Source organism: Methylophilus sp. 13 (assembly GCF_015354335.1).
Lineage (GTDB): Bacteria > Pseudomonadota > Gammaproteobacteria > Burkholderiales > Methylophilaceae > Methylophilus > Methylophilus glucosoxydans.
The window spans coordinates 275,099-299,788 of record NZ_JADKYR010000002.1; the positions used below are offsets into that span (position 1 = coordinate 275,099).

General features: G+C 50.6%; 21 protein-coding genes. 12 read left to right on the forward strand and 9 right to left on the reverse strand.

Annotated features, from left to right (window positions below):
* Positions 1 to 6 precede the first annotated feature (6 nt).
* Positions 7 to 1,575 carry a diguanylate cyclase gene (locus INP77_RS05490; RefSeq protein ID WP_228518744.1) on the forward strand — a complete coding sequence of 523 codons (1,569 nt, stop codon included), beginning with the start codon at positions 7 to 9 and terminating at the stop codon, positions 1,573 to 1,575.
* Between the two features lie 248 nt (positions 1,576 to 1,823).
* Positions 1,824 to 3,041 (forward strand): cation:proton antiporter, encoded by a 1,218-nt coding sequence (locus INP77_RS05495; protein ID WP_194747922.1) that lies wholly within the window; start codon positions 1,824 to 1,826, stop codon positions 3,039 to 3,041.
* Here the strand turns inward: INP77_RS05495 and INP77_RS05500 are convergent, their stop codons facing one another.
* A complete protein-coding gene (locus INP77_RS05500) occupies positions 3,042 to 4,040 on the reverse strand; it encodes an NAD(P)/FAD-dependent oxidoreductase (protein WP_368667913.1) in 999 nt (332 codons plus the stop codon).
* Entirely contained in the window at positions 4,037 to 4,219 is a 183-nt protein-coding gene (locus INP77_RS14975) for a TIGR02450 family Trp-rich protein (protein WP_368667914.1), read from the reverse strand. The genes INP77_RS05500 and INP77_RS14975 overlap by 4 nt, the downstream gene beginning before the upstream one ends.
* Positions 4,220 to 4,524: 305 nt before the next feature.
* Between INP77_RS14975 and INP77_RS05510 the strand changes: the two genes are divergently transcribed.
* From INP77_RS05510 to INP77_RS05550, 9 genes are all read left to right on the forward strand, one after another.
* The gene (locus INP77_RS05510) at positions 4,525 to 4,794 is read left to right on the forward strand and encodes an antitoxin (protein ID WP_228518745.1); all 270 of its coding nucleotides are present in this window, start codon (positions 4,525 to 4,527) and stop codon (positions 4,792 to 4,794) included.
* Positions 4,791 to 5,195 (forward strand): type II toxin-antitoxin system VapC family toxin, encoded by a 405-nt coding sequence (locus tag INP77_RS05515; protein WP_194747926.1) that lies wholly within the window; start codon positions 4,791 to 4,793, stop codon positions 5,193 to 5,195. Before INP77_RS05510 ends, INP77_RS05515 begins: the two co-directional genes overlap by 4 nt.
* Before the next feature lie 76 nt (positions 5,196 to 5,271).
* A complete protein-coding gene (locus INP77_RS05520; RefSeq protein ID WP_194747928.1) occupies positions 5,272 to 5,940 on the forward strand; it encodes a hypothetical protein in 669 nt (222 codons plus the stop codon).
* Positions 5,941 to 6,155: 215 nt separating this feature from the next.
* A complete protein-coding gene (locus tag INP77_RS15070) occupies positions 6,156 to 6,338 on the forward strand; it encodes a carboxymuconolactone decarboxylase family protein (protein ID WP_194748450.1) in 183 nt (60 codons plus the stop codon).
* 122 nt (positions 6,339 to 6,460) lie between these two features.
* The gene (locus INP77_RS15075) at positions 6,461 to 6,820 is read left to right on the forward strand and encodes a manganese efflux pump (protein ID WP_194747930.1); all 360 of its coding nucleotides are present in this window, start codon (positions 6,461 to 6,463) and stop codon (positions 6,818 to 6,820) included.
* An 18-nt stretch (positions 6,821 to 6,838) separates the two neighbouring features.
* Positions 6,839 to 8,326: a hypothetical protein gene (locus INP77_RS05535; protein ID WP_228518746.1), complete on the forward strand. Its 1,488-nt coding sequence runs from the start codon at positions 6,839 to 6,841 to the stop codon at positions 8,324 to 8,326.
* Positions 8,327 to 8,493: 167 nt separating this feature from the next.
* A complete protein-coding gene (locus INP77_RS05540; RefSeq protein WP_194747932.1) occupies positions 8,494 to 9,531 on the forward strand; it encodes a GTP-binding protein in 1,038 nt (345 codons plus the stop codon).
* Positions 9,532 to 9,598: 67 nt separating this feature from the next.
* A complete protein-coding gene (locus INP77_RS05545) occupies positions 9,599 to 10,123 on the forward strand; it encodes a TIGR00645 family protein (protein WP_194747933.1) in 525 nt (174 codons plus the stop codon).
* A 179-nt stretch (positions 10,124 to 10,302) separates the two neighbouring features.
* Complete coding sequence (locus INP77_RS05550) at positions 10,303 to 10,620, forward strand: hypothetical protein (protein ID WP_194747935.1); 318 nt, start codon at positions 10,303 to 10,305, stop codon at positions 10,618 to 10,620.
* Positions 10,621 to 10,666: 46 nt separating this feature from the next.
* On the opposite strand, the gene INP77_RS05555 is transcribed toward INP77_RS05550, so the two are convergent.
* A complete protein-coding gene (locus INP77_RS05555) occupies positions 10,667 to 11,146 on the reverse strand; it encodes a PEP-CTERM sorting domain-containing protein (RefSeq protein ID WP_228518747.1) in 480 nt (159 codons plus the stop codon).
* Between the two features lie 304 nt (positions 11,147 to 11,450).
* Between INP77_RS05555 and INP77_RS05560 the strand changes: the two genes are divergently transcribed.
* Entirely contained in the window at positions 11,451 to 13,958 is a 2,508-nt protein-coding gene (locus INP77_RS05560) for a methyl-accepting chemotaxis protein (RefSeq protein ID WP_194747937.1), read from the forward strand.
* 126 nt (positions 13,959 to 14,084) lie between these two features.
* Here INP77_RS05560 and INP77_RS05565 read toward each other — a convergent pair whose 3' ends face one another.
* The 6 genes from INP77_RS05565 to INP77_RS05590 all read right to left on the reverse strand — a co-directional run bounded on the left by INP77_RS05565 (position 14,085) and on the right by INP77_RS05590 (position 24,672).
* Positions 14,085 to 15,965 carry a potassium transporter Kup gene (locus INP77_RS05565; protein ID WP_194747939.1) on the reverse strand — a complete coding sequence of 627 codons (1,881 nt, stop codon included), beginning with the start codon at positions 15,963 to 15,965 and terminating at the stop codon, positions 14,085 to 14,087.
* A 106-nt stretch (positions 15,966 to 16,071) separates the two neighbouring features.
* Positions 16,072 to 16,764 (reverse strand): winged helix-turn-helix domain-containing protein, encoded by a 693-nt coding sequence (locus tag INP77_RS05570; protein ID WP_194747940.1) that lies wholly within the window; start codon positions 16,762 to 16,764, stop codon positions 16,072 to 16,074.
* Positions 16,761 to 18,323, reverse strand: a complete 1,563-nt coding sequence (locus INP77_RS05575; RefSeq protein ID WP_194747942.1) for a DUF4118 domain-containing protein — start codon at positions 18,321 to 18,323, stop codon at positions 16,761 to 16,763. Before INP77_RS05575 ends, INP77_RS05570 begins: the two co-directional genes overlap by 4 nt.
* A gap of 15 nt (positions 18,324 to 18,338) precedes the next feature.
* Entirely contained in the window at positions 18,339 to 19,256 is a 918-nt protein-coding gene (locus INP77_RS05580) for a hypothetical protein (protein ID WP_194747944.1), read from the reverse strand.
* Between the two features lie 39 nt (positions 19,257 to 19,295).
* On the reverse strand, positions 19,296 to 23,288 hold the full coding sequence (hrpA, locus tag INP77_RS05585; RefSeq protein ID WP_194748453.1) for an ATP-dependent RNA helicase HrpA: 3,993 nt from the start codon (positions 23,286 to 23,288) through the stop codon (positions 19,296 to 19,298).
* Between the two features lie 964 nt (positions 23,289 to 24,252).
* Positions 24,253 to 24,672, reverse strand: coding sequence for a hypothetical protein (locus tag INP77_RS05590; protein WP_194747946.1), 420 nt, complete (start codon positions 24,670 to 24,672; stop codon positions 24,253 to 24,255).
* Between the last annotated feature and the right edge of the window lie 18 nt (positions 24,673 to 24,690).

Here is a 24,690-nt window from a genome sequence, read left to right on the forward strand (position 1 = left end):
ACAGTCTTGCAACGCTTTCTCCTCTGTGCCCTGATGCTGCTCTTGACCTGGCTGCCCACGCAAGCCCAGGCAGACGCGCAATTGTCGGGCACAACCTGCATGAGCAGCGAGGGCGAAATCGTAGGTAATATTCCGCTGCAAGGCGGCCGCTTTGTGTGTCAGGGCGTGCTCAAGATCACGCAGGCCGGTCAGTATGTGATTGACTTTAAAAACACCTCTACCCTGGCCCAGTTCCAGCACGAAATTTCTGATGGTCACCACACCATGCATGTGCTGTCAGGCGGACTCAGTAGCGAACATACAGACCAGCTTCTGCTCAGGCATGGCCGCCTCGTAGCACTGCAGCCGGGGACCTACCGGCTCATTACCTGGCTGCAATCCCCTTATTATCTGGCGCAACCAGAAGTGTTTGTGACTGACCTCGCCAGCCACCAGCAACAAACCAATGTCAGCACTGCCGTGAGCCTGTTGCTGCTCGGCATTTTGCTGGGGATTTTCAGTTATTACATGGCCATTGGCATCATGCCCGGCCACGTCACCGAGCGCATGTATGCCTTGTTTATTCTGGGCAACCTGATTTTTCAAAGCGCGGTGCTCGGCCTGTTCAAACAATTGTTTGACTGGCACTGGTTCTACCTGACCAGCCTGCCTATCCTGTTTTCCAATCTCGCTTATATCAGTTTTGTCTGTCATTTACTCGGCATCAGCCCGTTTCGCCATAGCCGGCTTTATCAGGTTTCGATTGCGGCCAGGCTAACGCTACTGGCGCTCATGGTGTTCGCCATGATCTACCCCAACTGGATGCTGGAAATGGACAGGCTGGGCGTGGCCATTTTCCTGGTCTTTGGACTGGTGTGTGGCATCCGTTTGAGCTTGCAAGGTCAGCGCGTGGCCCAGTTATACCTGCTGGCCATTTCCATTTTTGGCGTGCTAGGTGGTTTGACGATTACCGCAGATCGCCTCACCTCAAACGCCTGGACCGTAGAGCAACTCGGCCTCATCGCAGTGACCGTGGAAGCCGTCGCGCTTTCACTGCTGGTGGCATACCAGATCAACCGTCTGCACAAAGAAAAAGAACACATGCTGGCCGAACTCGAATCCACGCGCTCGCTGGCCATGACAGACCGCCTGACTGGCGTACCCAACCGGCATGCGTTAGAGAATCAGATGCTGCATTTTCCCGAGCATGGTTGCCTGATGTTCCTTGATATCGACAACCTCAAGCATGTCAACGACCAATATGGCCACGAGGCCGGAGATCAGCTGCTCAAGAGTTTTAGCCGCATCCTGACGAACAAGCTGGATACGCATGGCAAGCTTTACCGCCTGGGGGGGGATGAATTTGCCATCGTCTGCCATGAGGATGATGTGGAATGGTGCCAGCACCAGTTGGAATACACGCACTTGCACCTGCAAAAAGAAGGCATCGTTGGCGCGGGCACCAGCGTAGGCATCGTGTTTGCCCACGAAGCCACAGATACCGAATCGCTGATGCGCATCGCTGACAAACGCATGTATGCCGATAAGCGCGCACGCAAAAATCGCAAAGAAATGGTCCAGGTCTTTACGCACTAAGCCTGCGCGACAAAGCGCCGTTGGTTTTTTTGCGACGGAATTGACACAGATGCAACCCTGAACGCCAATGCGCGCCCTGATACATGCCATCCGCGCCTAAATCCGTTACACTCTATTCTGCACGCGCGCTACGCTAAGCCTACACCGTCCGTGACTTTAATCTTGATGGTTCAAACCAAAAGAAGTCCTCGCGCAACGCCCCCATTGATCTTGCCTTATGGCGCGCTGCCCAACCATAAGAGAAACCAATGCCATTACTGACATCGCTACTGATTCTGATCGTCACCGCCCGCCTGCTCGGGCAAGTGTTCAGTCGCTTTAGCCAACCCGCCATTATTGGCGAAATGTTGGCCGGGGTGTTGCTTGGGCCCAGCCTGCTCAACCTGATCACGCCCAGCCCAGCGCTGTCTGGCATCTCTGAGTTTGCCGTGTTCTTAATCGTGCTGTCGGCCGGGCTGGAGATGAACTTCAAGGAGGTCATAGACTCCATGCGCGGCAAAGGCGCAGTCATTGCGCTGCTGGGCTTTTTGCTGCCACTCACGGGTGGCATTCTGGTCGGGGTCGGCTTTGGTCTGGATGTCAGCCGTACGGTGTTTCTGGGCCTGTGTGTCTCGATTACAGCGCTACCGGTCACTGTTAGCATTCTGCAAAGCTTCAAACTGCTGGACTCCACCATCGCACGCTATTCAGTCGCCACGGCGATCTTTAACGATATCGCCGCGCTGCTGGTGTTAGGGGTGATTCTCAACCTGCCCGAGCAAAAATCCTACCAGGCCGTGGCCGCTGCCACGTTTAACGCGAGCTGGAAGCTGATTTTGCTCATGACGCTGATTGTCAGCATTAGTGTGCTGATCAAGCAGGTCATTCAAAGAGGCATTCTTATCGACCAACTGTCAGAAAAGCTGGTCACCATCATCGGCAACGAGGCCCTGTTCGGCTTGCTGCTCCTATTGGTACTCGTATTTGGTTCAGTCAGTGCCGCGCTCGGGTTTCACTTTATCATCGGCGCCTTCTTTGGTGCCCTGCTCATAGACCGCACCTTCTTTTCACCCGAGCGCTACAAAGAACTAGAGCTCACATTGAGCTCCATCACGGGTGGCTTTCTGGCCCCGGTATTTTTTGCCTATCTCGGGCTGGAATTCAAAATCCAGGTCATTGATTCAGTCTGGTTTGTCGCTGTGGTGCTGGTAGTGTCGATTGTGACTAAAATCCTGGCCGGTTGGCTGGGGGGCCGCCTCATCGGCCTCAGCAAAAGCGATGCACTAGGCATCGGCTTTATCCTCAATGGCCGCGGCGTAATGGAGCTGGTCATCGCCAGTATCGCCTACGAACGCGGCTTTATCGGGCAGGACTTGTTCTCGGTGCTGGTGTTGATGGGCGTGGTGACAACGCTGATCACACCGCTCATGTTCCGCAAATGGGTGATGCCAAAACTCCCCAAGACAACGAATACAAGTAATCCTTAATCAATAACAAGGCTCGCAGGTTTTTATCATCGCCTGCGCGAGCTGGTAGCCGCTCATCCATGCGCCTTCTACCTTGCCGCCATTGAGCCAGTCGCCACACATACCCAGTTGCTGGGCGGCATCCCAGGCAAAGCCCTGGTGCAGATAATTGGCACAATCCGCATAGCGCCAGCGGTGCACACTGTGTTCCATGGGCGCTTCACCACCCAAGGCCTGGAATGCCGCCAGCAACGCCACCGCAACCTCCTCTGGTGCACGCTCAATATTCGCCTCGGACCATTCAGCGCTGGCATGTAACACCCAGACCTCTTTGACCGCACTGCCCTCAGGCACACGCCCCGGCTTGCTACTGTCTCTCGCCACCCAACTCAGCGGCCCCGCATTCACAAACAAGCCATCAAACGGCAAATCAAGCGTATGCGCATAGCGCCCCATCAAGGCCCAGCAGCCACGCATGTTTACACTGGCCGCCAGCGCCTGCATCTCCAGATTAAAGCCTAGCAGCGCCTGTGCCTGCGGTGCCGGAATCGCCAGCACAACCTTGTCAAACACCTGCGGATACGCGCCGTGCTCTTTGCTGTGCACGCGCCATTTCCCCTCGGCAAAGGTAATCTGCTGCACCGTCTGCTCCAGCTCTACGGTTAAAGACTGTGCCATCTGCCGCGCTGGTCGCGTATTGCGCGGCACGCCAACATAACGCTGTTTTTCAGACAGCTTGGCGCGTAAACCGGCCTCATTCGCCTCGTAAATGCGCCCTTGCCATTCAGCCACCACGCCCGCCTGCAACCACTTTTGCACCTGTGTCACAAACGGCTGCTGGCTCACCGTAAAATACTGTGCGCCATGGTCACACTGCCAGCCCTCGCCCAATCGCGTAGACACGCGCCCCGAAGGCCCACGGCTCTTTTCAAACACCGTCACCAGATAACCGGCCTGTTGCAACGCCTGGCTGCAAGACAAGCCCGCCATCCCCGCACCAATCACCGCAATATTTTTCACGCCACCCACCCCTGTTTCCACACTGCGCGGTCTTGCAACGCATGCCAGTCAATCACCTGCACGCGCCCAGTCATGACCGCTTCTAACTCAACGGTTTTAATCACTTGCGTCTCCTCATCACCCATCTTCTCATCGCTTACGATGAGCTTGGTCACCATAAAGTGTTTTTCTTTATTCACGGGCTTTACCGCTGTCCACTTAGAATGTAACAGCTTTTTAGGGTTAAGCCGCAATGGTTTTGTTTGCATGATCGTGTGACAACGTAAATCCAACAATTTATCCACTATTTAGAGAGATTTCTAACGCATGCTAACCGTTGCAAGCCCCCCCCCCGAACTCGGGATTGAGCAGCTCACTGATTTGTCAGTCCTGCACCGCAGGCAAAATGCAAGAGTTTTACGCTCAAAAGCCATGACTCTCTTAGTGATTGACGTTCACAAAATATGGCATATACTATTTGTATATGCAAAAAGGAGTGCCTATCATGTCAAGTCCATCCAAAGCCCCTCACCGAGAAGCCAAGCTGTTCCGCAACAACCGCAGCCAAGCTGTGCGCATCCCGGTTGAGTTTGAGCTACCAGGTGATCGTGTATTAATTCATCGTGAAGGCAACAAGCTGATTATTGAACCAGTAGCACGTCCCGCCAACCTTGCCGAACTATTGGCGCAATGGCGTCAGGAGCCACCACTCGCGCCAGAAAATCAATTCCCGGATATTGAAGATATGCCCGCCAAGCCGGAGGACATATTTTGAGTGGCTACTTGCTAGATACCAATATCATCAGCGATCTGATTCGTAATCCTTCAGGTGCCGCCGCACGCCATATTGAGCAAGTTGAGGCTAAAGACATCTTTACCAGCATTATCGTCGCCGCCGAGCTGCGTTATGGCTGCGCAAAAAAAGGATCAGTCAAACTTACAGAAAAAGTAGAAAATCTACTCGCCACCATCACGGTGATCCCATTAGAGAACCCAGTAGATACCGAGTATGGACGCATCCGCGCAGAACTTGAAGCAGCAGGCCAAACCATCGGCATGAACGATTTACTGATTGCTGCACAAGCCTATACTTTAAAGCTAACACTTGTAACGGATAATCTGCGAGAATTTAGCCGTATTCACGGCCTCAAAATTGAAAACTGGCAGGAGCGATAGCTGATGAAGGTTTTAATTTTACTCTGACACCAATCTACGTATGGAAATCATCAACCTTCAATAACTCTAGGCAATCATGCGAAAAATCACTCTGCTTATTTTTATCGCAATAGTCGTTGCGATTACAGGAAAAGCTGTAGCAACTGAAATTAATGATAATTCAAATAAAGAGGTGAACATCGCCTCATTCAGAAAGGTCATGGAAACTGGTCATAAACTACCTATTGATAAAAATATTAAACTTCAAATGGTATGGAAAGAAAATACGCCAGTTAAAGAACTGGACTCTCTGACAGGCGATACGAAAATAGTTGCCCTATATAAAGTTTTATTTTTGGTTAATAAAAACGAAAAGTTTATCTTTGATCAAACTGAAACAAACTCACATCAATTGGCAGCTAGTCTTCTGAGTAGAGTGGAGGCTTTATCAAATATCAAAGAGTTAGTTGGCAATTCTGAATTAGAGCTTGCTATAAAAGAATATTTAAATAATGAACTTGCTGATTTGACGTTAGTTCATTCAAGTACTTTAAGCCAAGATGAATATTCCAAAGCAAGGAAAATAAGAAATGAAAAGCTTTGGTCAAATCTAACTGGAAATGAGGACTTTAACAAAACATTCTCCATCAACACCAACAACGAGCAACAAAATCAGCTAGTAAGAAACGTCGCAAACCTAACCTCATGGCTTGCATACTCTAAGATTTGCATGACTCATAAAGAAGATCTATGCGTGAAGTTATAAACCATTTCACATAACTCTCTGCAGGTCCTTTGATTGTAAAAACCTCTTTTAAAAAGGAATTCACTTTTGCACTCCCCCATGTTATTTGACATGGGGTTTATTTTTAGACAAGTGAACGAACCTTTTACAAGACTTGGGATGGAATATTAAATAGAATCAATCGTGTATGAACCTTTAGATTCTGCTTATTTTATTTTGCAAGACCTGACCCCAAGATTGATTGCTGTGCTTATTGCTTAGGGATTCACCCCAAATCACTCCGCGCTGCTGGCGAAAGCAACTCACGCATTGATCAACTAGGCGGCTGGCAAGTGAGTGACCAATATACCGAAAAAGAGCGCGCAGCCCTGGCGTGGACAGATGCGGACCAACATCACGACCTCAGGCACACCAGATGATGTTTTTAACGCATTAAAGGCGCATTTTACTGATCAAGAAATCTCGGACCTAACATTTGCGATTATTACTATGAATGAGCTGAATAGATTGGGCATAAGTATGCGTAAATAATTTTAAGTTTGTGGCTTGCGAAGGCAAAAACCTCACAGAAAGACTTCAAGAGATTGAAGTCTTTCTTTATTCATTTTGGCCTGCATATGATTTACAAAGGCTTCCAACCAGAATAGCCCAAAGAAGAAAACCAACCGAACACGACTTCTACATCCTCGCAGTAGCAACCAGAATAGATACCATGGCCGTTGGTGTCAGCCTGGCGTTTATGGATGTGAATATATTTATCACCGCCGCAGCCAGAATGATAAACTTAAGCACACAGATCATTTTTATATATTCTCTCTATTTTAATATTCATAAAATGGCATTATTAGCTTTACACAAAGCACTTAGATTAATACCTTTTAATGTAATAGCGAACCTTTGACTATATAAGGAGAACCCAATGAATGAAGAACTTGTAATTGACTCGGCGTTTACATCAGAAGAAATAGAAGACTTAGATACATCAAATGTCGATCAAGCTCTCATTTCTGAAATTTCTTCTTGGAAGCGAGAAGGAAAGGCTGAAGATAATGATAGATATTTTTGGCATGTGAAAGAAGTAGATCAGATCGCAAAAGGAGAAAAGTATTTTGTTATAGGTAGAAAAGGAGCCGGAAAAACAGCGCTCTCAGAATACTTTAATAGACAAAATAAATTTGACATATTTGCAGAGAAACTAAGCTTTAAGAATTTCCCATTTAATCAGTTATATTCAAATAAAAATCTAAAATATACGGCTCCAAATCAATATATAACACTATGGAAGTATCTAATTTACAGCACTATTTGTAGACTGATGCTTAAAAATGAAGCGGTTGACTCACATATTAAAAATGAATTATCACAACTTTATAATGATGAAACATCTTTAGGTCGCAGAATAAACAAATGGATTGGTAAAGAATTTGGAATATCGCTTTTTGGATTATCACTAAAAATCACGAAAAAAGATCACATTCCAGAAGATTGGATAGAACATGTTGATTTATTAGAAGATTTAATTATGCAACATGCTGGCTCGGCAACGTATTTTGTTTTATTTGATGAGCTTGATGAGGATTACAGAGATATTGTTAAAGATGAGCAATATCAACAATACTCATCCTTAATAACCAGCCTTTTTAAAGCAGTGCAAGATGTTCGAATGGTATTTTCAAACAATAACGGCCCTAAAATCTATCCTGTAATCTTCTTACGGGATGACATATATGAGATCGTTCAAGATGCTGACAAAAATAAATGGGGCGATTTCAGAGTAGATTTAAACTGGGACACTGAAAAACTTAAAAAAGTTATTGCTTTTAGAATATCCAGAGCTATCAATCCTAATTGTCAAAGTATTCTAACTTTTGATGATGCATGGAATAAAGTTTTCGGAAAAAGGAGAATTGGTGTTGGAAGCAGAGGTAGAAATCAAATTGATACTTTTGAATTTATTTCCAGAAGTACATTATTACGACCTCGTGACTTTGTAGTTTATCTCCAAAACTGTGCAGAAGCAGCAGACGGGCGAAGAATCATTACCCCAGAAATTATTAAGAAAGTAGATAAAGCTTTTTCGAATTATTTGAGAGAAGAATTTACTGATGAACTATTCGCTATATTGCCTGATATTTCGAATATATTTGATGCTATCTCTCAACTTAGAAAATGGAACTTCTCAATCTCAGAGATAGAAACTGCTTATAAGTCTCAATTAAAAAATGGCTTCATAACAGAAAAAAATGTTAAGTTTGTTCTGCAAGTTTTATATTTGTTCAGTGTAATTGGCAATACCCCTAAAACTGGACGATATGTATTTCGTTACCAAAATCGCGAAGCCAGACTGAACTTCAATGAACGTGTAGTAGTGCACCGAGGCCTGTTTAAAGCATTACAAATCCTCTAATTTTGTTAGAAAGCCGCTAATGCTCAATAATGCCCCTGCAGTTCGGGGCATTTGTTATTACTTTATTTTCAGAATAAATATCTCACAAACATATAAGTCGAAACACTTAGCATCCCTTACAACCATCCGCGTTAAAATACCGCCACACTCGTTTTATTAGAATTGTTATGGACAAACGTATCCCCGTCACGCTGCTCACTGGTTTTTTGGGCAGCGGTAAAACCACTTTGCTCAACAAGCTTCTGCATAACCCGGCGATGAAAGACACCGCAGTCATCATTAACGAGCTCGGCGAAGCAGGTTTAGACCAGATTTTTGCCAATAGCCAGATTTCGCAAACCATTGAGAGCGAGCATATTGCCGATAACACGGTGTTGTTGAGCTCTGGCTGCTTGTGCTGCTCACTCAAAAATGAGCTGGCGGACACCATGCGCGATTTGTTTTTTAAGCGCAGTTTGCAGGCGGTGCCGGAATTTAACCGTCTGGTGATTGAAACCACGGGCATGGCTGACCCGGGCCCGATTTTGGCTAACCTGATGAATGAGCCGGTAATTGAGTCGGTGTATCGCTTAGATGCTGTTGTGGTGACGATTGATGCGGCGTATGGTTTGCAGCAGATTGCAGAGCAGAAAGAAGCACTCAAACAAGCTGCCGTGGCAGATGTGTTGCTGATTACCAAGCGTGACACCGCGACGCCGGAACAGATTGAAGCCTTGCAGGCAAAGCTGAGCGAGATCAACCCGAATGCGACGCAGAAATTTGTGTTGCATGGCGAGATAGACCCGATGCAGATTATTGATGTAGGCTTATTCGACTTTGCCAGCAAGCAGGCGAGCCCGCAGCGTTGGTTGCGTGCCCCGGCCAGTGGGTTTAGTGCGGCGAAAAAAGGCACCTTGCCCAAAGCGCCTGCGCATGATGGGGTGAGCACGTTTACCGTGTATTTACCCAAGCCGATGGCTTATGCGGATTTTAAAAGTGTGATTTTAAAGCTGTGCCAGACGCATGGTGAAAAGCTGCTGCGCATGAAAGGCATTTTGCATGTGGAAGATGCGCCTGCCCCGCTGGCGATTCACGCGGTGCACTTTACGCCCTACCCGCCCACCTTGCTTGAGGGCTGGGATGAAGAGGAGCCAATTAGCCGCGTGGTGATTATTGGCAAGGGGATTGATGAAGAGGCTGTGCGTGAAATGTTGACGCAGTTCTAGCCGTTTGTGTTTTAAACCGCTGGGCATTTAAAGAGTTTATTAATCGCTATTTACGTTTGGAGTTTTCATGGCGAAGTTTTTGGAAAAAATTTTAGAGAGTTTGATTTTTAAGAGCCGCTGGCTGATGGCGCCGATGTACCTCGGCCTGGTCGGCGGGCTGGTCATTTTACTGGTTAAATTTGGCCAGGAGTTTATGCATATTGCCGGGCATCTGGGCTCGCTCACCGAGCAGGAAACCGTGCTCTCGCTATTGGCGCTGGTGGATATCACCTTGGTGGGTAACTTGCTGATTATGGTGATTTTTAGCGGCTATGAAAACTTTGTGTCGCGCATTGATACGGCTGATAGCGAAGACCGCCCTGAATGGATGGGTAAAGTCGATTACTCCGGCCTGAAACTCAAACTGATTGGCTCGATTGTAGCGATTTCTGCCATCGACCTGCTTAAGGCTTTTGTGCACCAAAGCTCTGGTACCGCCACGTTTAGCACCGAGCAAATGGCGTGGCTGGTGGGCATTCACCTGACCTTTATCATCACCGGCGTGTTGTTTGCCTGGATGGATAAAATTGCCGGACATGGGGATGACCACTAAACCCAGACTTGCTTGACTGAACACCGTTGCTAGTCTTTAAAAGGCTAAACTACAAAACCCGCTGCGGCGGGTTTTTTGTTGTTTGCGAGACCTATTAAATCTTGCAAAAATAATAGCCTTAAAGGAACCTGTTAGCTATCGCGTTAATCATATTAACAACTTTATTGGGGTGGCTAACTATGAAAATTCCTGTCTTCACTTTTATTGTTTTTTTGATTCCATCACTGTATCAAAACACGCATGCAGACGAACATGCGACAACACCGGATTGCAACAAGCTGCCGCCTAATTACAGTTTGAGCTATCTGGATGAAAACACCGATGGTGTGATTTCGTTACAAGAGTATTTGCAAGGCGACCCGACGCATCAGAAAAAGATGTTTGAGCATATGGATGCCAATCATGATGGTGTGCTGGATGTGGCGGAGCAAAAGGAAATCGAGCAGGTGTATCAACTCATGCATGAAAAGCGTGCAGCGGGGAGCCACAAAACCTGAGCCAATAAAAAAGCCCCATTACTGGGGCTTTTTTATATGCGGCTGATTAAGCCTTTTTAAAACGGCGGGCGACAATCGCGCCCAAACCCACGAGCATCAAGGCCATGCTTTCTGGCTCTGGCACTGGGGTGACTACTGAGGAAAATGGCGTCAAGTTCGCATTGAAGCTATAGTTACCACCGCCATTGATGTTGAATCTTAGGCTGTAAGTACCTGAGGCCAGGTTGCTAAAATTGAATCTATAGACATCACCGCTGGCAGCAGTAAAATCTGCCAGGCCTTTAATCAGCGTATCGTTTTTGTAAAGCCCAAACACAAAGTCCTGGTTACCGTTTTTCTGAAGGGCACCGTCTAGGTCGAGTGAGCCCAGAAGATTAAAAGCGGTATTCTGTGGAGCAAAGTCAATGATTTCAGTTTTACCCGAAGCTGCTCCTGGCTCATCGTAGCCATTTGTGATTGTAATCGTAGCTGCATTTGCATTTAAAGCTGCAAACATGACCCCTGCACAAGTCAGTTTCCAAAACATATTTATATCCCCAATTTGTTTATATAGTTACTACGATAACAATTATACTTTAAAGTAACATTTAAGCCTAATCCCCTGATCAGACTAAACTCAGGCTTGGTTGCGATTCATACATCGACGATAGTCCATCTCAAGCATTCTTTCTGCCAGCGGATCAGCGTCTATAGCGTGTTTGTTTGATCTATTGAATACAGACACTAACCCGTCTCTTATCCCAGCATGCCTTTACACCTGATTAGTCTCTAATCCTATTGGTATCGCGATAATAATTACAAGATAAATTTATATCAATGAGGGTGTAAAAGTGAACTGGAATATTTTTAATAAGCTTGGCAAACAACCTTCTCAGGAAACACTGCTCCGGCAGCTGGATCAAGAAGGACAACTGCGCGCGATTGATAAAGTCATGGGCGTGATTGAATTTGACCTGGAGGGAAACATCCTTGCGGTCAACGACAACTTTGCGGCGGTGACGGGTTATAGCAGGCAGGAGCTGGTCGGCCAGCACCATCGGCTGCTTGTGGATGCCGCGTATCAGGCAAGCCCGGAATATCAGGCACTCTGGCAAAAGCTTGTGCGCGGCGAGCCAGATCAAGGCCTATATTTGCGCAAGGGCAAAGACGGCAAACAAATCTGGCTGCAGGCCAGTTATAACCCGATTCTAGACAAACAGGGCAAACCATTCAAGGTTGTTAAATACGCCACTGATATCTCGGCAGAAAAACGCAAGAACGCTGACTTTGCAGGCCAGATTTCTGCGATCGACAAGGTGATGGGAGTGATTGAATTTGACCTTGACGGGAGAATCATTGCCGTGAATGACAACTTTGCCGCAGCCACTGGCTATAGCAAGCAGGAAATCATCGGCAATCACCACAGCATGTTTGTTGAATCCGCTTATAAAAACAGTGCGGAATATAAACAGTTTTGGGACAAACTGGCCAAGGGTGAGGCCGATAACGCGCAATACAAACGCATCGGCAAAGGCGGCCGAGAGGTTTGGCTACAAGCCAGTTACAACCCCATTTTTGATGCGACAGGCAAACCCTTCAAAGTCGTCAAATATGCCACCGACATCACCGCTGAAAAAAGAAAAAATGCGCAGTTTGAAGGCCAAATTTCGGCCATCAACAAGGTGATGGGCGTGATTGAATTTGACCTCAAAGGGAATATCACACATGTAAACCCCATTTTTGCCGCAGTCACCGGTTACAGCGCGCAGGAAATCATCGGCAATCACCACAGTATGTTTGTCGAGCCGGCTTATAAAAATAGTCAGGAATATAAACAGTTCTGGGAAAAACTGGCGCGCGGCGAAGCCATGAGCGGCCAATGCAAGCGCTTGGGCAAAGGCGGCAAAGAGATCTGGTTGCAAGCCAACTACAACCCGATTCTGGATGCCGCTGGTAAGCCGGTGAAGGTGATTAAATACGCCACCGACATCACGGCAGAAATCGTTAAAAATGCAGACTCTGCCGGACAAATTGCGGCCATTAGCAAAGTGATGGGGGTGATTGAATTTGATTTAAAAGGCACGATCACCCATGTCAATGACAACTTTGCAGCCGTCACTGGCTACCGCCCGCAGGAAATCATCGGCAACCACCACAGTATGTTTGTGGAGTCAGCTTATAAAAATAGTCACGAATATAAACAGTTCTGGCAAAAACTGGCACGTGGTGAACCTGATAACGGCCAATATCTGCGTGTAGGCAAAGGGGGTAAGCAGGTCTGGCTACAAGCGAGTTATAACCCGATATTGGATATGGAAGGCAAACCCTTGAAGGTGGTGAAATACGCGACTGACATCACCGACAAAATGCTAGAAGCACAAGCCATGAAACAGGCGGTCGATGAAACCGGAGAGGTGGTGGCATTAGCTAAAGCGGGTGACTTGACCAAGCGCATCAAGACAGATGACAAACAAGGAGAGATCAGGGAATTGTGCCTGGGGGTCAACAGTATTGTCGACACCATGGCTGAGATCCTCGCTGCCATCAAAATTGCCGGAGAGACCATCAAGACCGCCGCCAGCGAGATTTCTGTGGGTAATAATGATTTGTCTCAACGTACAGAAGAGCAAGCCAGCTCGCTGGAAGAAACCGCGGCCAGTATGGAACAGATTGCCTCTACGGTAAAACAGAATGCTGAAAATGCCAAACAGGCTAACAGCATGAGCGCCCAAGCCAGCGAAATTGCTGCACGCGGTGGCGAGGTATTTGGCAAGGTGGTCATCACCATGTCTGAAATTACCGAGAGCTCCTCACGGATTGAGGAAATTATTTCAGTGATTGATGGCATTGCTTTTCAGACTAATATTCTGGCCTTGAATGCAGCCGTGGAAGCCGCCCGTGCGGGGGAGCAAGGCCGTGGCTTTGCCGTCGTCGCCAGTGAGGTGCGTAACCTCGCCCAACGCTCAGCCAGTGCGGCCAAAGAGATTAAACAACTGATTGTAGACTCTTCTGAAAAAGTCTCGAGCGGCTCTCAATACGTCAATCAGGCTGGTAGTACGATGGAGGAGATGATAGGCGCGATACGTCAAATTTCGGACTTAATCACTGAAATCACTTCTGCTTCGCGTGAGCAAAGCATAGGCATCGAACAGGTGAATACCGCAGTGACGCAATTGGACGAAGTCACGCAACAAAATGCCGCCCTGGTCGAAGAAGCGGCCGCTGCGGCCATGTCACTGGTAGACCAGGCCGAGCAATTAAACGAGAAAGTCAGTCACTACAAATTGAATCACAGTGGCAATACTGCCGGACAACAAAATCAGTTCACGCTACAAAACACTCAAAAAAGACGGGCGTAGCGGCGCATATCAGCGCCACTACCCGTCATGAAACGGATGCCCGGAGCGTATGGGCAGCCTTTTTAGGCATAAACGGCTGGCTTCCCCTTGATGCCCTGTTCTGGCTGGCAATCAAGGGAGCTCACCCTACAATTGCACGCGGCTACCCAGCTCAATCACGCTATTGGCCGGGATATTGAAAAACTCGACCGCACTGCTGGCATTGCGCGACATCACCGAGAATAACTGGTCACGCCAGCGTGGCATGGCACCGCCTACATCCGGCACAATAATCTCGCGGCTCAAGAAATAAGAATTGGTGAACGGATCCAGCGTCTTGCCATCCAGCGCCACCGAGCGCAAGGCTTGCGGAATATCAGGATGTTGCATAAAGCCATACCGTAACTGGATTTGCCAGAAGCCTTCTGCCAGCCGCGTCACCCTCACACGCTCTTCTGCGCTCATAAACGGCACCTCCTCAAACGTGACATTCACAAACAGGTTATGTTGATGCAACACCTGGTTATGCTTGAGGTTGTGTAACAGCGCTTGTGGCACAGTCTCAAGATTGGAGACCATGTAGACGGCCGTGCGCTGGACGCGGGGTAGCGTACAGTGTGCCAGTGACTCGATAAAAGGCAGCAGTTTGGGGTCAGACTGCGCAATGCCGTTGAGCAGGCTAAAACGGCCTTTTTTCCAGGTGGTCATGAACAGAATCAACACCACACTGAGCGCAACCGGAAACCAGCCACCTTGCATAAACTTCATGGAGGCAGAACTGAGCAAAATACCATCTACGCTCGCCAATACGGCCGTCAACAAGCCTGCCAGCCACAGCGGAAACTGCCAGCGCTTGCACATAACGATAAACATCAGGATGGTGGTAATCAGCATGGTGCCCGTCACGGCAATGCCATAGGCCGAGGCCAGTGCCGATGAGCTTTGGAAAGCCAGACAGACAATGATGACGGCGATCAGCAGCGCCCAGTTGACGGAGGGCATGTAGATTTGGCCGGACTCGCTGGCTGAAGTGTGAATAATGCGCATACGAGGCAAAAACCCTAATTGAATCGCCTGACGTGTCATGGAGAAAGCGCCAGAAATCACTGCTTGCGAGGCAATAATGGTGGCCAGAGTGGCCAAAATCACGGCGGGAATCAGCAAGGGCTCGGGAAACGACAGGTAAAACGGATTGTTGACGGCTTCAGGATGATGCAGCAGCAAGGCGCCCTGGCCCAGATAATTTAAAATCAGGCACGGAAATACCAAGCCCAGCCAGGCCAACTGAATGGCCGGACGGCCAAAGTGACCCATGTCTGCATACAAGGCCTCGGCCCCGGTCACGGCCAGCAAGATGGCGCCAATCGCGATAAACACACCAGCCCCGCGTGATTGCAGAAACTGCCAGGCATACTGCGGATGAATGGCCTGCAATACTTCTGGCGCCTGGCTAATTTGCCAGACACCGATACAGGCCAGCGCCAGAAACCAGCTAATGACCACCGGGCCAAAAAAACGCCCGACGGCATGCGTGCCATGGCGCTGAACCCAGAACAAGCCGATCAGGATGCCGATTGAGATCGGCAGCACCTGCGCAGCCAGGGTGGGCGACGCCACTTGCAGGCCTTCTACGGCAGACAGCACCGAAATGGCCGGCGTCAGGACACTGTCGCCATAAAACAGCGCCGCCCCGAGGACGCCGAGTAATAACAGCACAGTGCTACGCTTGTCTTGTGGACGCAAGCTGGAGACCGCCAGCGACAGCAAGGCCATGACGCCGCCCTCGCCTTTGTTATGAGCCCGCAGCACGAGCAGGACGTATTTAAACGTCACCACAAACATGAGTAACCAGAAAATAGACGAAATCGCGCCAAGGATATTGGGCTGGTTGAGCGGCACACCGGTGCTCTCGCTAAAAATGACCTGTACGGTATAGAGCGGACTGGTTCCGATATCGCCATAGACGACACCGATCGCCCCTAAGGCCAAGGCGGCCAGACTGCTTTTTTTGGTGGAAAACGTTTCCATCACATCCCCTTATGGTTGATTGATGGCGCAAGTGTGCAATCAGGCGTATATCAATCGCATATACATGATGCAATGTTTACAACGCCTATGGTCATGGCGACAATGATTAAGCCAGCCGGTAGCCGATCCCCAGCTCAGTTAAGACGACTTTAGGCTCAGCGGGCTGATCTTCGAGCTTGGCGCGTAAACGGCCGATGTGAATACGCAGGTATTGCGTATCGTTGAGATATTCTGGCCCCCACACCGCTTGCAGCAATTGAGCATGGGTAAAAATGCTGCCAGGTTTACTGGCCAGTTGCATGAGCAAGGCGTGCTCGATGGGCGTCAGGTGCAAGGGCGCACCAGCCTTGGTCACAATTCCGGTGGCACGGTTAACGCTGATACCGGCGTACTGATACACATGGTCGCGCATTTGCATCATGGCAGAACGCCTCAGGGCCGCCTGTAATCTGGCCAGCAATTCCTGCAAGCCAAATGGCTTCATCAAATAGTCATCTGCGCCCAGATTAAGACATTGCACTTTGTCTGCCTCATCCTGCCGTGCGGACAGCACCAGTATCGGCACGTCGGAATAACTGCGCAGATGCGGAATCAGTTGTTCGCCCTGCCCGTCTGGCAAGCCAAGATCAAGTATCACCATGGCAAAGCCGCTGGCCTGTCTGGCCTGAGCCAGGTCACGTGCATGCTGCACGTGATAGCCATGCGCAGACAGCGCGGGCAGCAGAAACTGGTAAACACCAGGATCATCTTCGACCAGCAACAGATGTGGGTGCGTAGAGTGATCGACTGGTTGGCTCATCCGGCATCCCCTGCACTCAAGCTGGTGGCGGGCACAAATGGAAACAACATACGCACACAGGTGCGCCTGGCAACTGCCGTTTTATCTAACGGCGCTGCATTTAATGGGGGCTGATCTGACTGCTGCGTCAGTTGCAATTGCCCTTGATGCAACTGCATGATGGTATTGACGATACTCAGGCCAAGGCCAAAGCCACGGCTACCACTGCCCGCAGGACGGCACGAGTGAAACGAGGCAATCTCAAAATCTGGTGCAAAGCCGGGACCTTCGTTGATGACAGATAGTACCAGCCAATCCCCTTCCCTTGCCAGCTGCAATGCCACGGGCGTCTCGGTGCTGCGCCATTGCAAGGCGTTATCCACCAGATTAGAGAGCGCATGCGCCACCAGCACCGCATCCATATGCACCAGCCATTCTTCGCCCTCTGCAACAGCGGCAAAGGCCAGTGATACGGGGGGCGTGCGCTGCAAGTAGCGGTGCATCACATGTTGAATCACCTCTTGCAACGATTGCCATTCGCGATGCAAGGCGCGCTCGCCCGCTTCTAGCTTGACCAGAGTCAGGATATTTTCAGTGGCCTGGCTTAAATAACCGGCTTCTGCCTGGATGCTTTGCAATAACTGTGAGGACTGTGCCGGCGCCAGCGTAATCTCTTGGTCGGCCAGCACATTGGCCGCGCCCAAAATCGCCGTGAGTGGCGTACGCATATCATGCGACAAAGCGGTCAGCAGCGATTTTTTGAACTGGGCCTCAGTGGTCTCGCGGGCGGCGTCTGCCAGGGCAATCTGCTGCCTGAGCTTGAGCGTAGCGTCAGCACATTGCTGTACCAGCCGTTGTAAAAAATGCAGGTCAGGCGCGTGACCGACAGGCACAGCCACCACCAGCACTTCGTGCTGCGGGAAACCAAACGGTAATAAACATTGACCCAGCGCTGGCCAATCCTGAGTGCCTGCGCCGATGGCACGCTGGTAATCGAGTGCCCATTGCACACTGGAAGGCTGAACAAGCAGCGTGGACTCACCAGCCAGGCGCTGCAATTGCATGTCGGGCGCCAATTGCACAACACAAAGCTGCCAGCCAAATCCCTGTTGCACATGCTGGCAAGCGGCCTGCAACAACGCTGCAACGCTCAAGTGGCTGGATAACACTTCGGCCAGTGATTGAAAAAAACGGGATTGTTGTGCGGCCAATTGTGCCTGTTGCCTTTGCCGCTTGAGCTGTTGCATGGCCCGGCTCACCGTCAATGCCAGCACGGCAAACACCATGAGCATCACCCACGATTGCAGGCTAGCCACGCGCAAGGTGTACAGCGGTTCAATAAAACAGTAATTGATCAGCAGGACAGCGGCAATCGCCGTCAGCATGGCGGTGGCAAAGTGCAGGAAATAGGCCGCCCACAACACCCATAGCATATACAGCAAGGTGAGCAGCGTGACACCCAGGCTGGCAAAATGCCAGACACCCACCCAGGTGGTGAGCGCTATGCCCGACCACAACACCAGCTGATATTGCCAGTCTGGCCGATGCGACGTTGTGGAGGTAACAAAGCCGTCTGCCATCTGCTGCTCCGGGCGCTAGCGGCCGTAAATATCCTGATTTTTATAATTGGGCCCAAAGAACTCTTTCATCAAAAAGTCTTCGAGCCCCGCGCTGTCTGCAGGCCGCGCTGACAGCGTGACAGTACGGCCCAGGCGGTTGGATATCCAGTCAAAATCACCGTTATAGTGCTCACGGATGATACTGATCATTCGTCTGACCATCACCAGGCGGATATCTTCACCACTGCGCGCTTCCACCTCGTAGTACTGCGTATTGGCCGAGGTGTAATCATTGACCCAGCCCTTGAAGCTGAAGGTTGCATTCAAGGGATCCATGCGGCGGATCTGGAACAAGCCGTTGGTGCCGAACTTGAGATTGTTCATGATGTTTTTGGTACGGCGCTCATCCTCGGAAGGACCACGCTCGGCCGCTGCAGCAGCATCATTGGCCTGTTTGGCCGAGATCTCATCCGCATAACGGTCGGTCTGCTTGCGCTTGATAAAACTTGAAAAGTCTTCCACCGGCGGTGGCGGCAAGTTTGGCGTAGGCTCTGGCCTGGGTTGCGGCTTGGGCTCGGGCAATTTAAAGGCGCTATCCGGCCGCTGTGACTGAATAATCTTTTTAGGCAGCTTGAGCTCAGATTTGGGCGGTGGCTTCGGTTTGGGTTCAGGCCGCGGTTGCGGAGTGGGCGGAATCTCAGGCGGCGGCGACACCACTTTGGGTTTGGTCGGCGCCGGCACGCCCAAGTCGAGCACAATATTCAGCGGCGCTTGCGCGGGCTCCTCAAGCGGCTTGAGCAAATCGAGTAAAAAGCCCCAGAACAGGATGGCGTGTATCAGCAGCGACACCAAAATCGCCCACATCAGGCGTGCCGGGATGCGCAACACGCGCTCGCGTTGCTTGGGCTTTAGCCAGTTAGGCGTACTAAATGGTTCAAAGGGAGAAGGCTGCATGAACAGGGTTGGTCACAGGTTAGCAGTGGTCACGCGATACTATTGCATTTCTTGCCAGAGTTTTTCAAGACGTTTGATTGAGACAGGATAAGGCGTCCTTAATTCCTGCGCAAATAATGATACACGCAACTCCTGTAATTGCCACGCAAAGTCTTGTAACTGGATGGTTACAGGCAGATGCGCCTTGCGCAATTGCTCAATTTTTTGCTGCCAGCGCTGCTCCAGTTGCATCAGCGCCTGCGCATGGCGGCCATCACGCTCTATGCTGGTCGGATATTTGTCTATGCGCAGCTTGATCGCCTTGAGATAACGCGGCAGATGCGGCAATTGCTCCCACGGGGTCCGGCTAAAAAAACCGGGATACAACAAACCCTGTAATTGTTGCTCGCAGTCGCGTTTGATTTTCTGCGTCACCGGCGTCATTTTCTGTAACTGGGCAACCAGCACCTGATACTCATTGGCAATCAGTTGCGCCTGCCGGGTCAGCGCCTCGGTCACCGCTGGCAAGCGGGTCCGCGCCCGTGTTTTAAGTTGCATAAACTCGGCATTGCTGCGCGGCAAGTCGTCCTCGGCAATAAAGGCGCGGTCAGCAATACATTGCAGCATGTCTTCACGCAACTGGTCAGGATTCATGATGGCGCGCAACAGCAAGGCATACTGGTTAAAGCCTGGCAGGCCTTTTTCCAGTTGTTTGACCTGCTCCTTAAGCTCAAAACGCATCAGGCGGCAGACGCCTTTACGGTGAGCGGCCAAGGCGGCTTCTGGCGTATCAAACAGCTTGATGGCCACGCTGTCACCATTGTCTTCCAGGCCCGGATAGCCAGTCAGTTGGCGGCCATCTTTGCTAAAGGTAAGGGTGGCTGGCAAGTCGCCAAAATCCCACTGCTTGAGCCCGGATTTTTCAATGCCGGGCGAGCCGGTTCTAAACGTCAGTTGGGCGGCCGAACCCAGTTGTTTTTTGAGCTGGTTCCAGTCGCGGCCCATGCCTAGCTCACGGCCTTTTTCGTCAACCACGCTAAAGTTCATGCGGTGATGCGGTTCCAGGCCCGCCAGGTCAAACTCTTCCGGCTTGAGCTTAAGCCCGGTTTTTTGCTGGATAAACTCAGCCAGAGCGGGCAGTAATGGCTGTGCAGTCTGTTTGGCTTCGAGGAAGCCGGTCACAAACTCCGGCACTGGGACACAGACGCGGCGCAGGGTTTTGGGCAAGGCTTTTATCAGTGCCGTCACCTTGTCACGCACCATGCCCGGCACCAGCCATTCAGTCACGGTGGCATCAAGCTGATTGAGCAAGGCCAGCGGTATCGTCGCTGTCACCCCATCCAGCACATGCCCGGGTTCAAAACGGTATTTGAGTGGCACGGTTTCGCCGTCAACCACCATGGTCTCGGGAAACTGTACCTCGGTAATGGCACTGGCGCCATGGCGCATCAGCGACTCACGCGTCAAGTACAACACCTTGGGGTTGGCTGTTTCAGCATCCTGCCGCCATTTTTCAAATGCAGCGCCATTATAGACACGGTAAGGGTCTGCAATCGGCGGCACCACCTGGTCATAAAACACAAACAACTGGTGTTCGTCGACCAGCACGTCCTGACGTCTGGCTTTATGCTCCAAAGCCTCCACTTCGGCGATCAGGCGACGGTTAGCTTCAAAAAACGGGGCCCGCGTGTCAAATTCCATATTGGCCAGGGCTTCACGGATAAAAATTTCACGCGCTTCGTCCGGCGCAATCGGCCCATAATGTACGCGGCGTTTGGGCACAATGGTCAGCCCGTACAAGCTCACGCGCTCCCAGGCCACCACTTGCGCGGTTTTGCGGTCCCAGCGCGGGTCGCTGTAATGGCTTTGTGTAATGCCACGGCCGCCGCCTTCATGCGCAATTGGTTCTATCCAGTCCGGGTCAATTTTTGCAACGCAACGGGCATACAGCTTGGTGGTGTCGACTAACTCGGCGGCCATCACCCACTTGGGGCGGTTTTTCTTGAGCACCGAACCCGGTGCAACGGTAAAGCGGATCCCGCGCGCGCCGGCATAGGTCTCGCTATCGCCATCTTTAAAGCCGATATTGCCAAGCAAGCCGGACAGTAACGCACGATGGATTTGCGCATAATTCGCTTCTTGCTGATTAGGCTTGATATCAAGCTCATCCACCATTTCCAGCAACTGCGCATGCAGCTCACGCCATTCCTTCAGCCGTAAAAACGAGAGAAAATTCTGGTGGCACTGATTGAGCAAATCACGGTTGGACTTTTTGCTTTTGAGCGCCTGCTCATACCAGTCCCAAAGTTTGAGATAACTCATAAAGTCAGAGTCATCCGCCTTGAATTTGGCATGCGCATTGTCGGCGGCCTCGCGTTTATCCATGGGCCTCTCCCGAGGATCCTGGATGCTGAGTACGCTGGCAATGATCAGAATCTCACGCACGCAGCCTTCTTTTTTTGCGGTCAGAATCATGCGCGCCACACGCGGATCCAGCGGCAAGCGCGCCATCTGCCGACCCAGCTCGGTGATCTCACGACGCTCGGTCACCGCCCCCAGCTCTTGCAGCAACTGATAGCCATCGCTGATCAGGCGTGAAGAAGGCGCCTCAATAAACGGGAATTCACCGACATCCCCCAGCCGTAAATCCGCCATGCGCAAAATCACGCTGGCTAGCGAGCTACGCAGAATCTCGGGATCGGTAAACGCCGGACGCTGGTTAAAATCATCCTCGCCGTACAAACGCACGCAAATGCCGTTAGACACACGCCCGCAGCGCCCTGCCCGCTGCTTGGCTGCCGCTTGCGAGATTTTTTCAATCTGCAATTGCTCGACTTTGGCGCGCGGGCTATAGCGGTTGACTCGGGCCAGTCCGGTATCAATCACATACTTGATGCCAGGCACGGTCAGCGAGGTTTCCGCCACGTTGGTCGCCAGCACAATGCGGCGCTGGCCGCTGGGCCGGAAAATCTTTTGCTGGTCTTCTATACTCAAGCGCGCGAATAGCGGCAAAATCTCAATCGACTTCAGTTTGGGCGAGCGGCCCTGATATTTACGCAGATGCTCGGCGGTGTCACGGATTTCACGCTCACCCGGCAAAAATACCAGGATATCGCCATCCCCCAGACGCAACAAATCCTCGGCGGTATCAAGGATGGCATCCTCCATGACCTCCTCTTCGTCATCCTCTTCCAGCCAGCGCGTCTCGGTACGCGGCGGCTTGCGCTTGATGCCCATCAGGTCCTGCGCAAAACGGTCTATGTCATCCAGCCCGTCATCAATCGGCACTTCCACGGCCACCATGGTGGTTTTGTTACCCAGCGGCCGGTAACGGATTTCGACCGGATAAGTCCGGCCAGACACTTCAATCACTGGCGCGCCATCAAAGTGGTTCGAGAAGCGGTCTGCATCAATCGTCGCTGAGGTGACGATGATTTTCAAATCTGGCCGTTTGGGGAGTAACTGTTTGAGATAGCCCAACAGAAAATCAATATTCAGGCTGCGCTCGTGCGCCTCGTCGATAATGATGGTGTCATAGCCGTTAAGGAATTTATCGCTCTGCGTCTCCGCCAGCAAAATCCCGTCCGTCATCAACTTGACGTAACTGCGCTCGGACAACTTGTCGCTAAAGCGCACCTTGTAACCGACCACCTCACCGAGCGGACTTTGCAACTCCTGCGCAATCCGCGACGCCACCGAACGCGCAGCAATCCGGCGTGGCTGCGTATGGCCAATCAAGCCACTCACACCGCGCCCGAGTTCGAGGCAGATTTTAGGCAATTGTGTGGTCTTACCAGAGCCGGTTTCACCACAAACAATCACCACCTGATGTTTGGCAATCGCCGCCGCAATCTCATCCTTTTTGCCACTCACTGGCAACTCTGGCGGGTAATCAGGCCGGGGTAACGCCGCCTGACGTGCCTGTAACCGCTGCTGGGAAGCCTGCACCTTGTGTGCAAGTTCCACCAGCGCTTTATCCACGGGTTTATTTTGTTTTAAAGCATCGCGTAGCTGCTGCAAACGACGTTTGAGCGGAAAGCGATCAGCCAGCATGCACTGGGGGAGTTGTTTTTCGAGTTGGCTGATGAGTTGGATGGGAGAGACGGCGGTCATAGGGGTGAGATTTTATCATGGCATGCTAATTGGCATGCAGCCTAGCTGCTTACATATAACTTAAGTTTCTCTAGTTTAATGTATGTTTTTTCGCCTTAATGGCGAGTTACTTTTTTTGCTTGCCCCAAAAAAGTAACCAAAAAGAGGGCACCCAGCCATCCCGGCCTTCGGCTGCCTTGCGTTGTTGGCTTCGGCCGCTACGCTTAACATCGCTACGCGAGTTAGCCTACGCCGTAACAGACTGCTTAGCAGTCTTAGTTATCAACAAAGTAAGCGGTCACGAAACTCGCCCTAGCAGCTTGCCCACCCCGCAAGCTGCCGCGGAGCTCAGACAGTCGCTCCCTTCTTCCTTACTTTTTTCCGCTACTCAGCGTGATGGGATGGGATTTGTCTCGCCAAACTACGAGCGTAGAAGTTTGGACCGTTCAAAAAAATAACTCTTTTATTTATTTCACTGATCGCTGCGCCCATCAGGTGTTCGGGGTCCCCATCTGCCGCGCCGAGTAGCGCAGGCAAAATAAGATGAAGCGAGCGGCTGTCCGAATCCCGCGGTGGCCTGCGTTTTGTGCAGGCCGCTAGGATGAGTTCTGCGAGCGCTTATGCCTAAGTCCGGCAAAGCAACGGACGAAAGTCCTAAACCGAGCAACGCAGGAAACAAGCGGAAGTTGGGGTGCACTTTCTTTTGGTTACTTTATCTTTGTGCAAGCAAAGAAAAGTAACTCGCCTACAGGCGAAACAGAACATCACATACAACACACACCAATCCGCGTGGGCATTCATGCCCACCCTACAACTTCTACTTTTCACCTAAGATTGAACGGGATGCAGGGCAAAGAAATTAACTCGCCGACAGAGGAAAATGACCTATCCAACATTCATAAACCTCTAATTAAAATTCTAAAAATTACTTCCTCACGCACTCCTCGACTCCCGTATTGCCACCTTTAAACCCAGGCTCAAAATAAAACTTCCTAAAACTCAACTGCCCCTTGGCATTCTTCTTAAACTCGGCAATCCCGGTTCCATAATCATGCGTCTTGCCGCCATATTCGCCATTTTCCATCGGCAAGGCAAAATGCATGGCCGCATGCATGCCGTGCACGGCAGCGTGGCCTTTATAGGTGCCATAGTCCGGCACAGCCAGTTCAAAATCATAGCTGGCATCCGCGCCTTTACTATGTTCCGGGCGCAATTTCATGGTAACTGTGCCGGTGTATTTGCCTTCATGTGCATCGTCACCGGTACAGCTGTAAACACCGCTTAAATCCATCGCATAGGCGTTGATTGCAACAAAAACGCCGACCAATCCAAGCATCCATTTCATTGTGTGATCCTTTCTGTG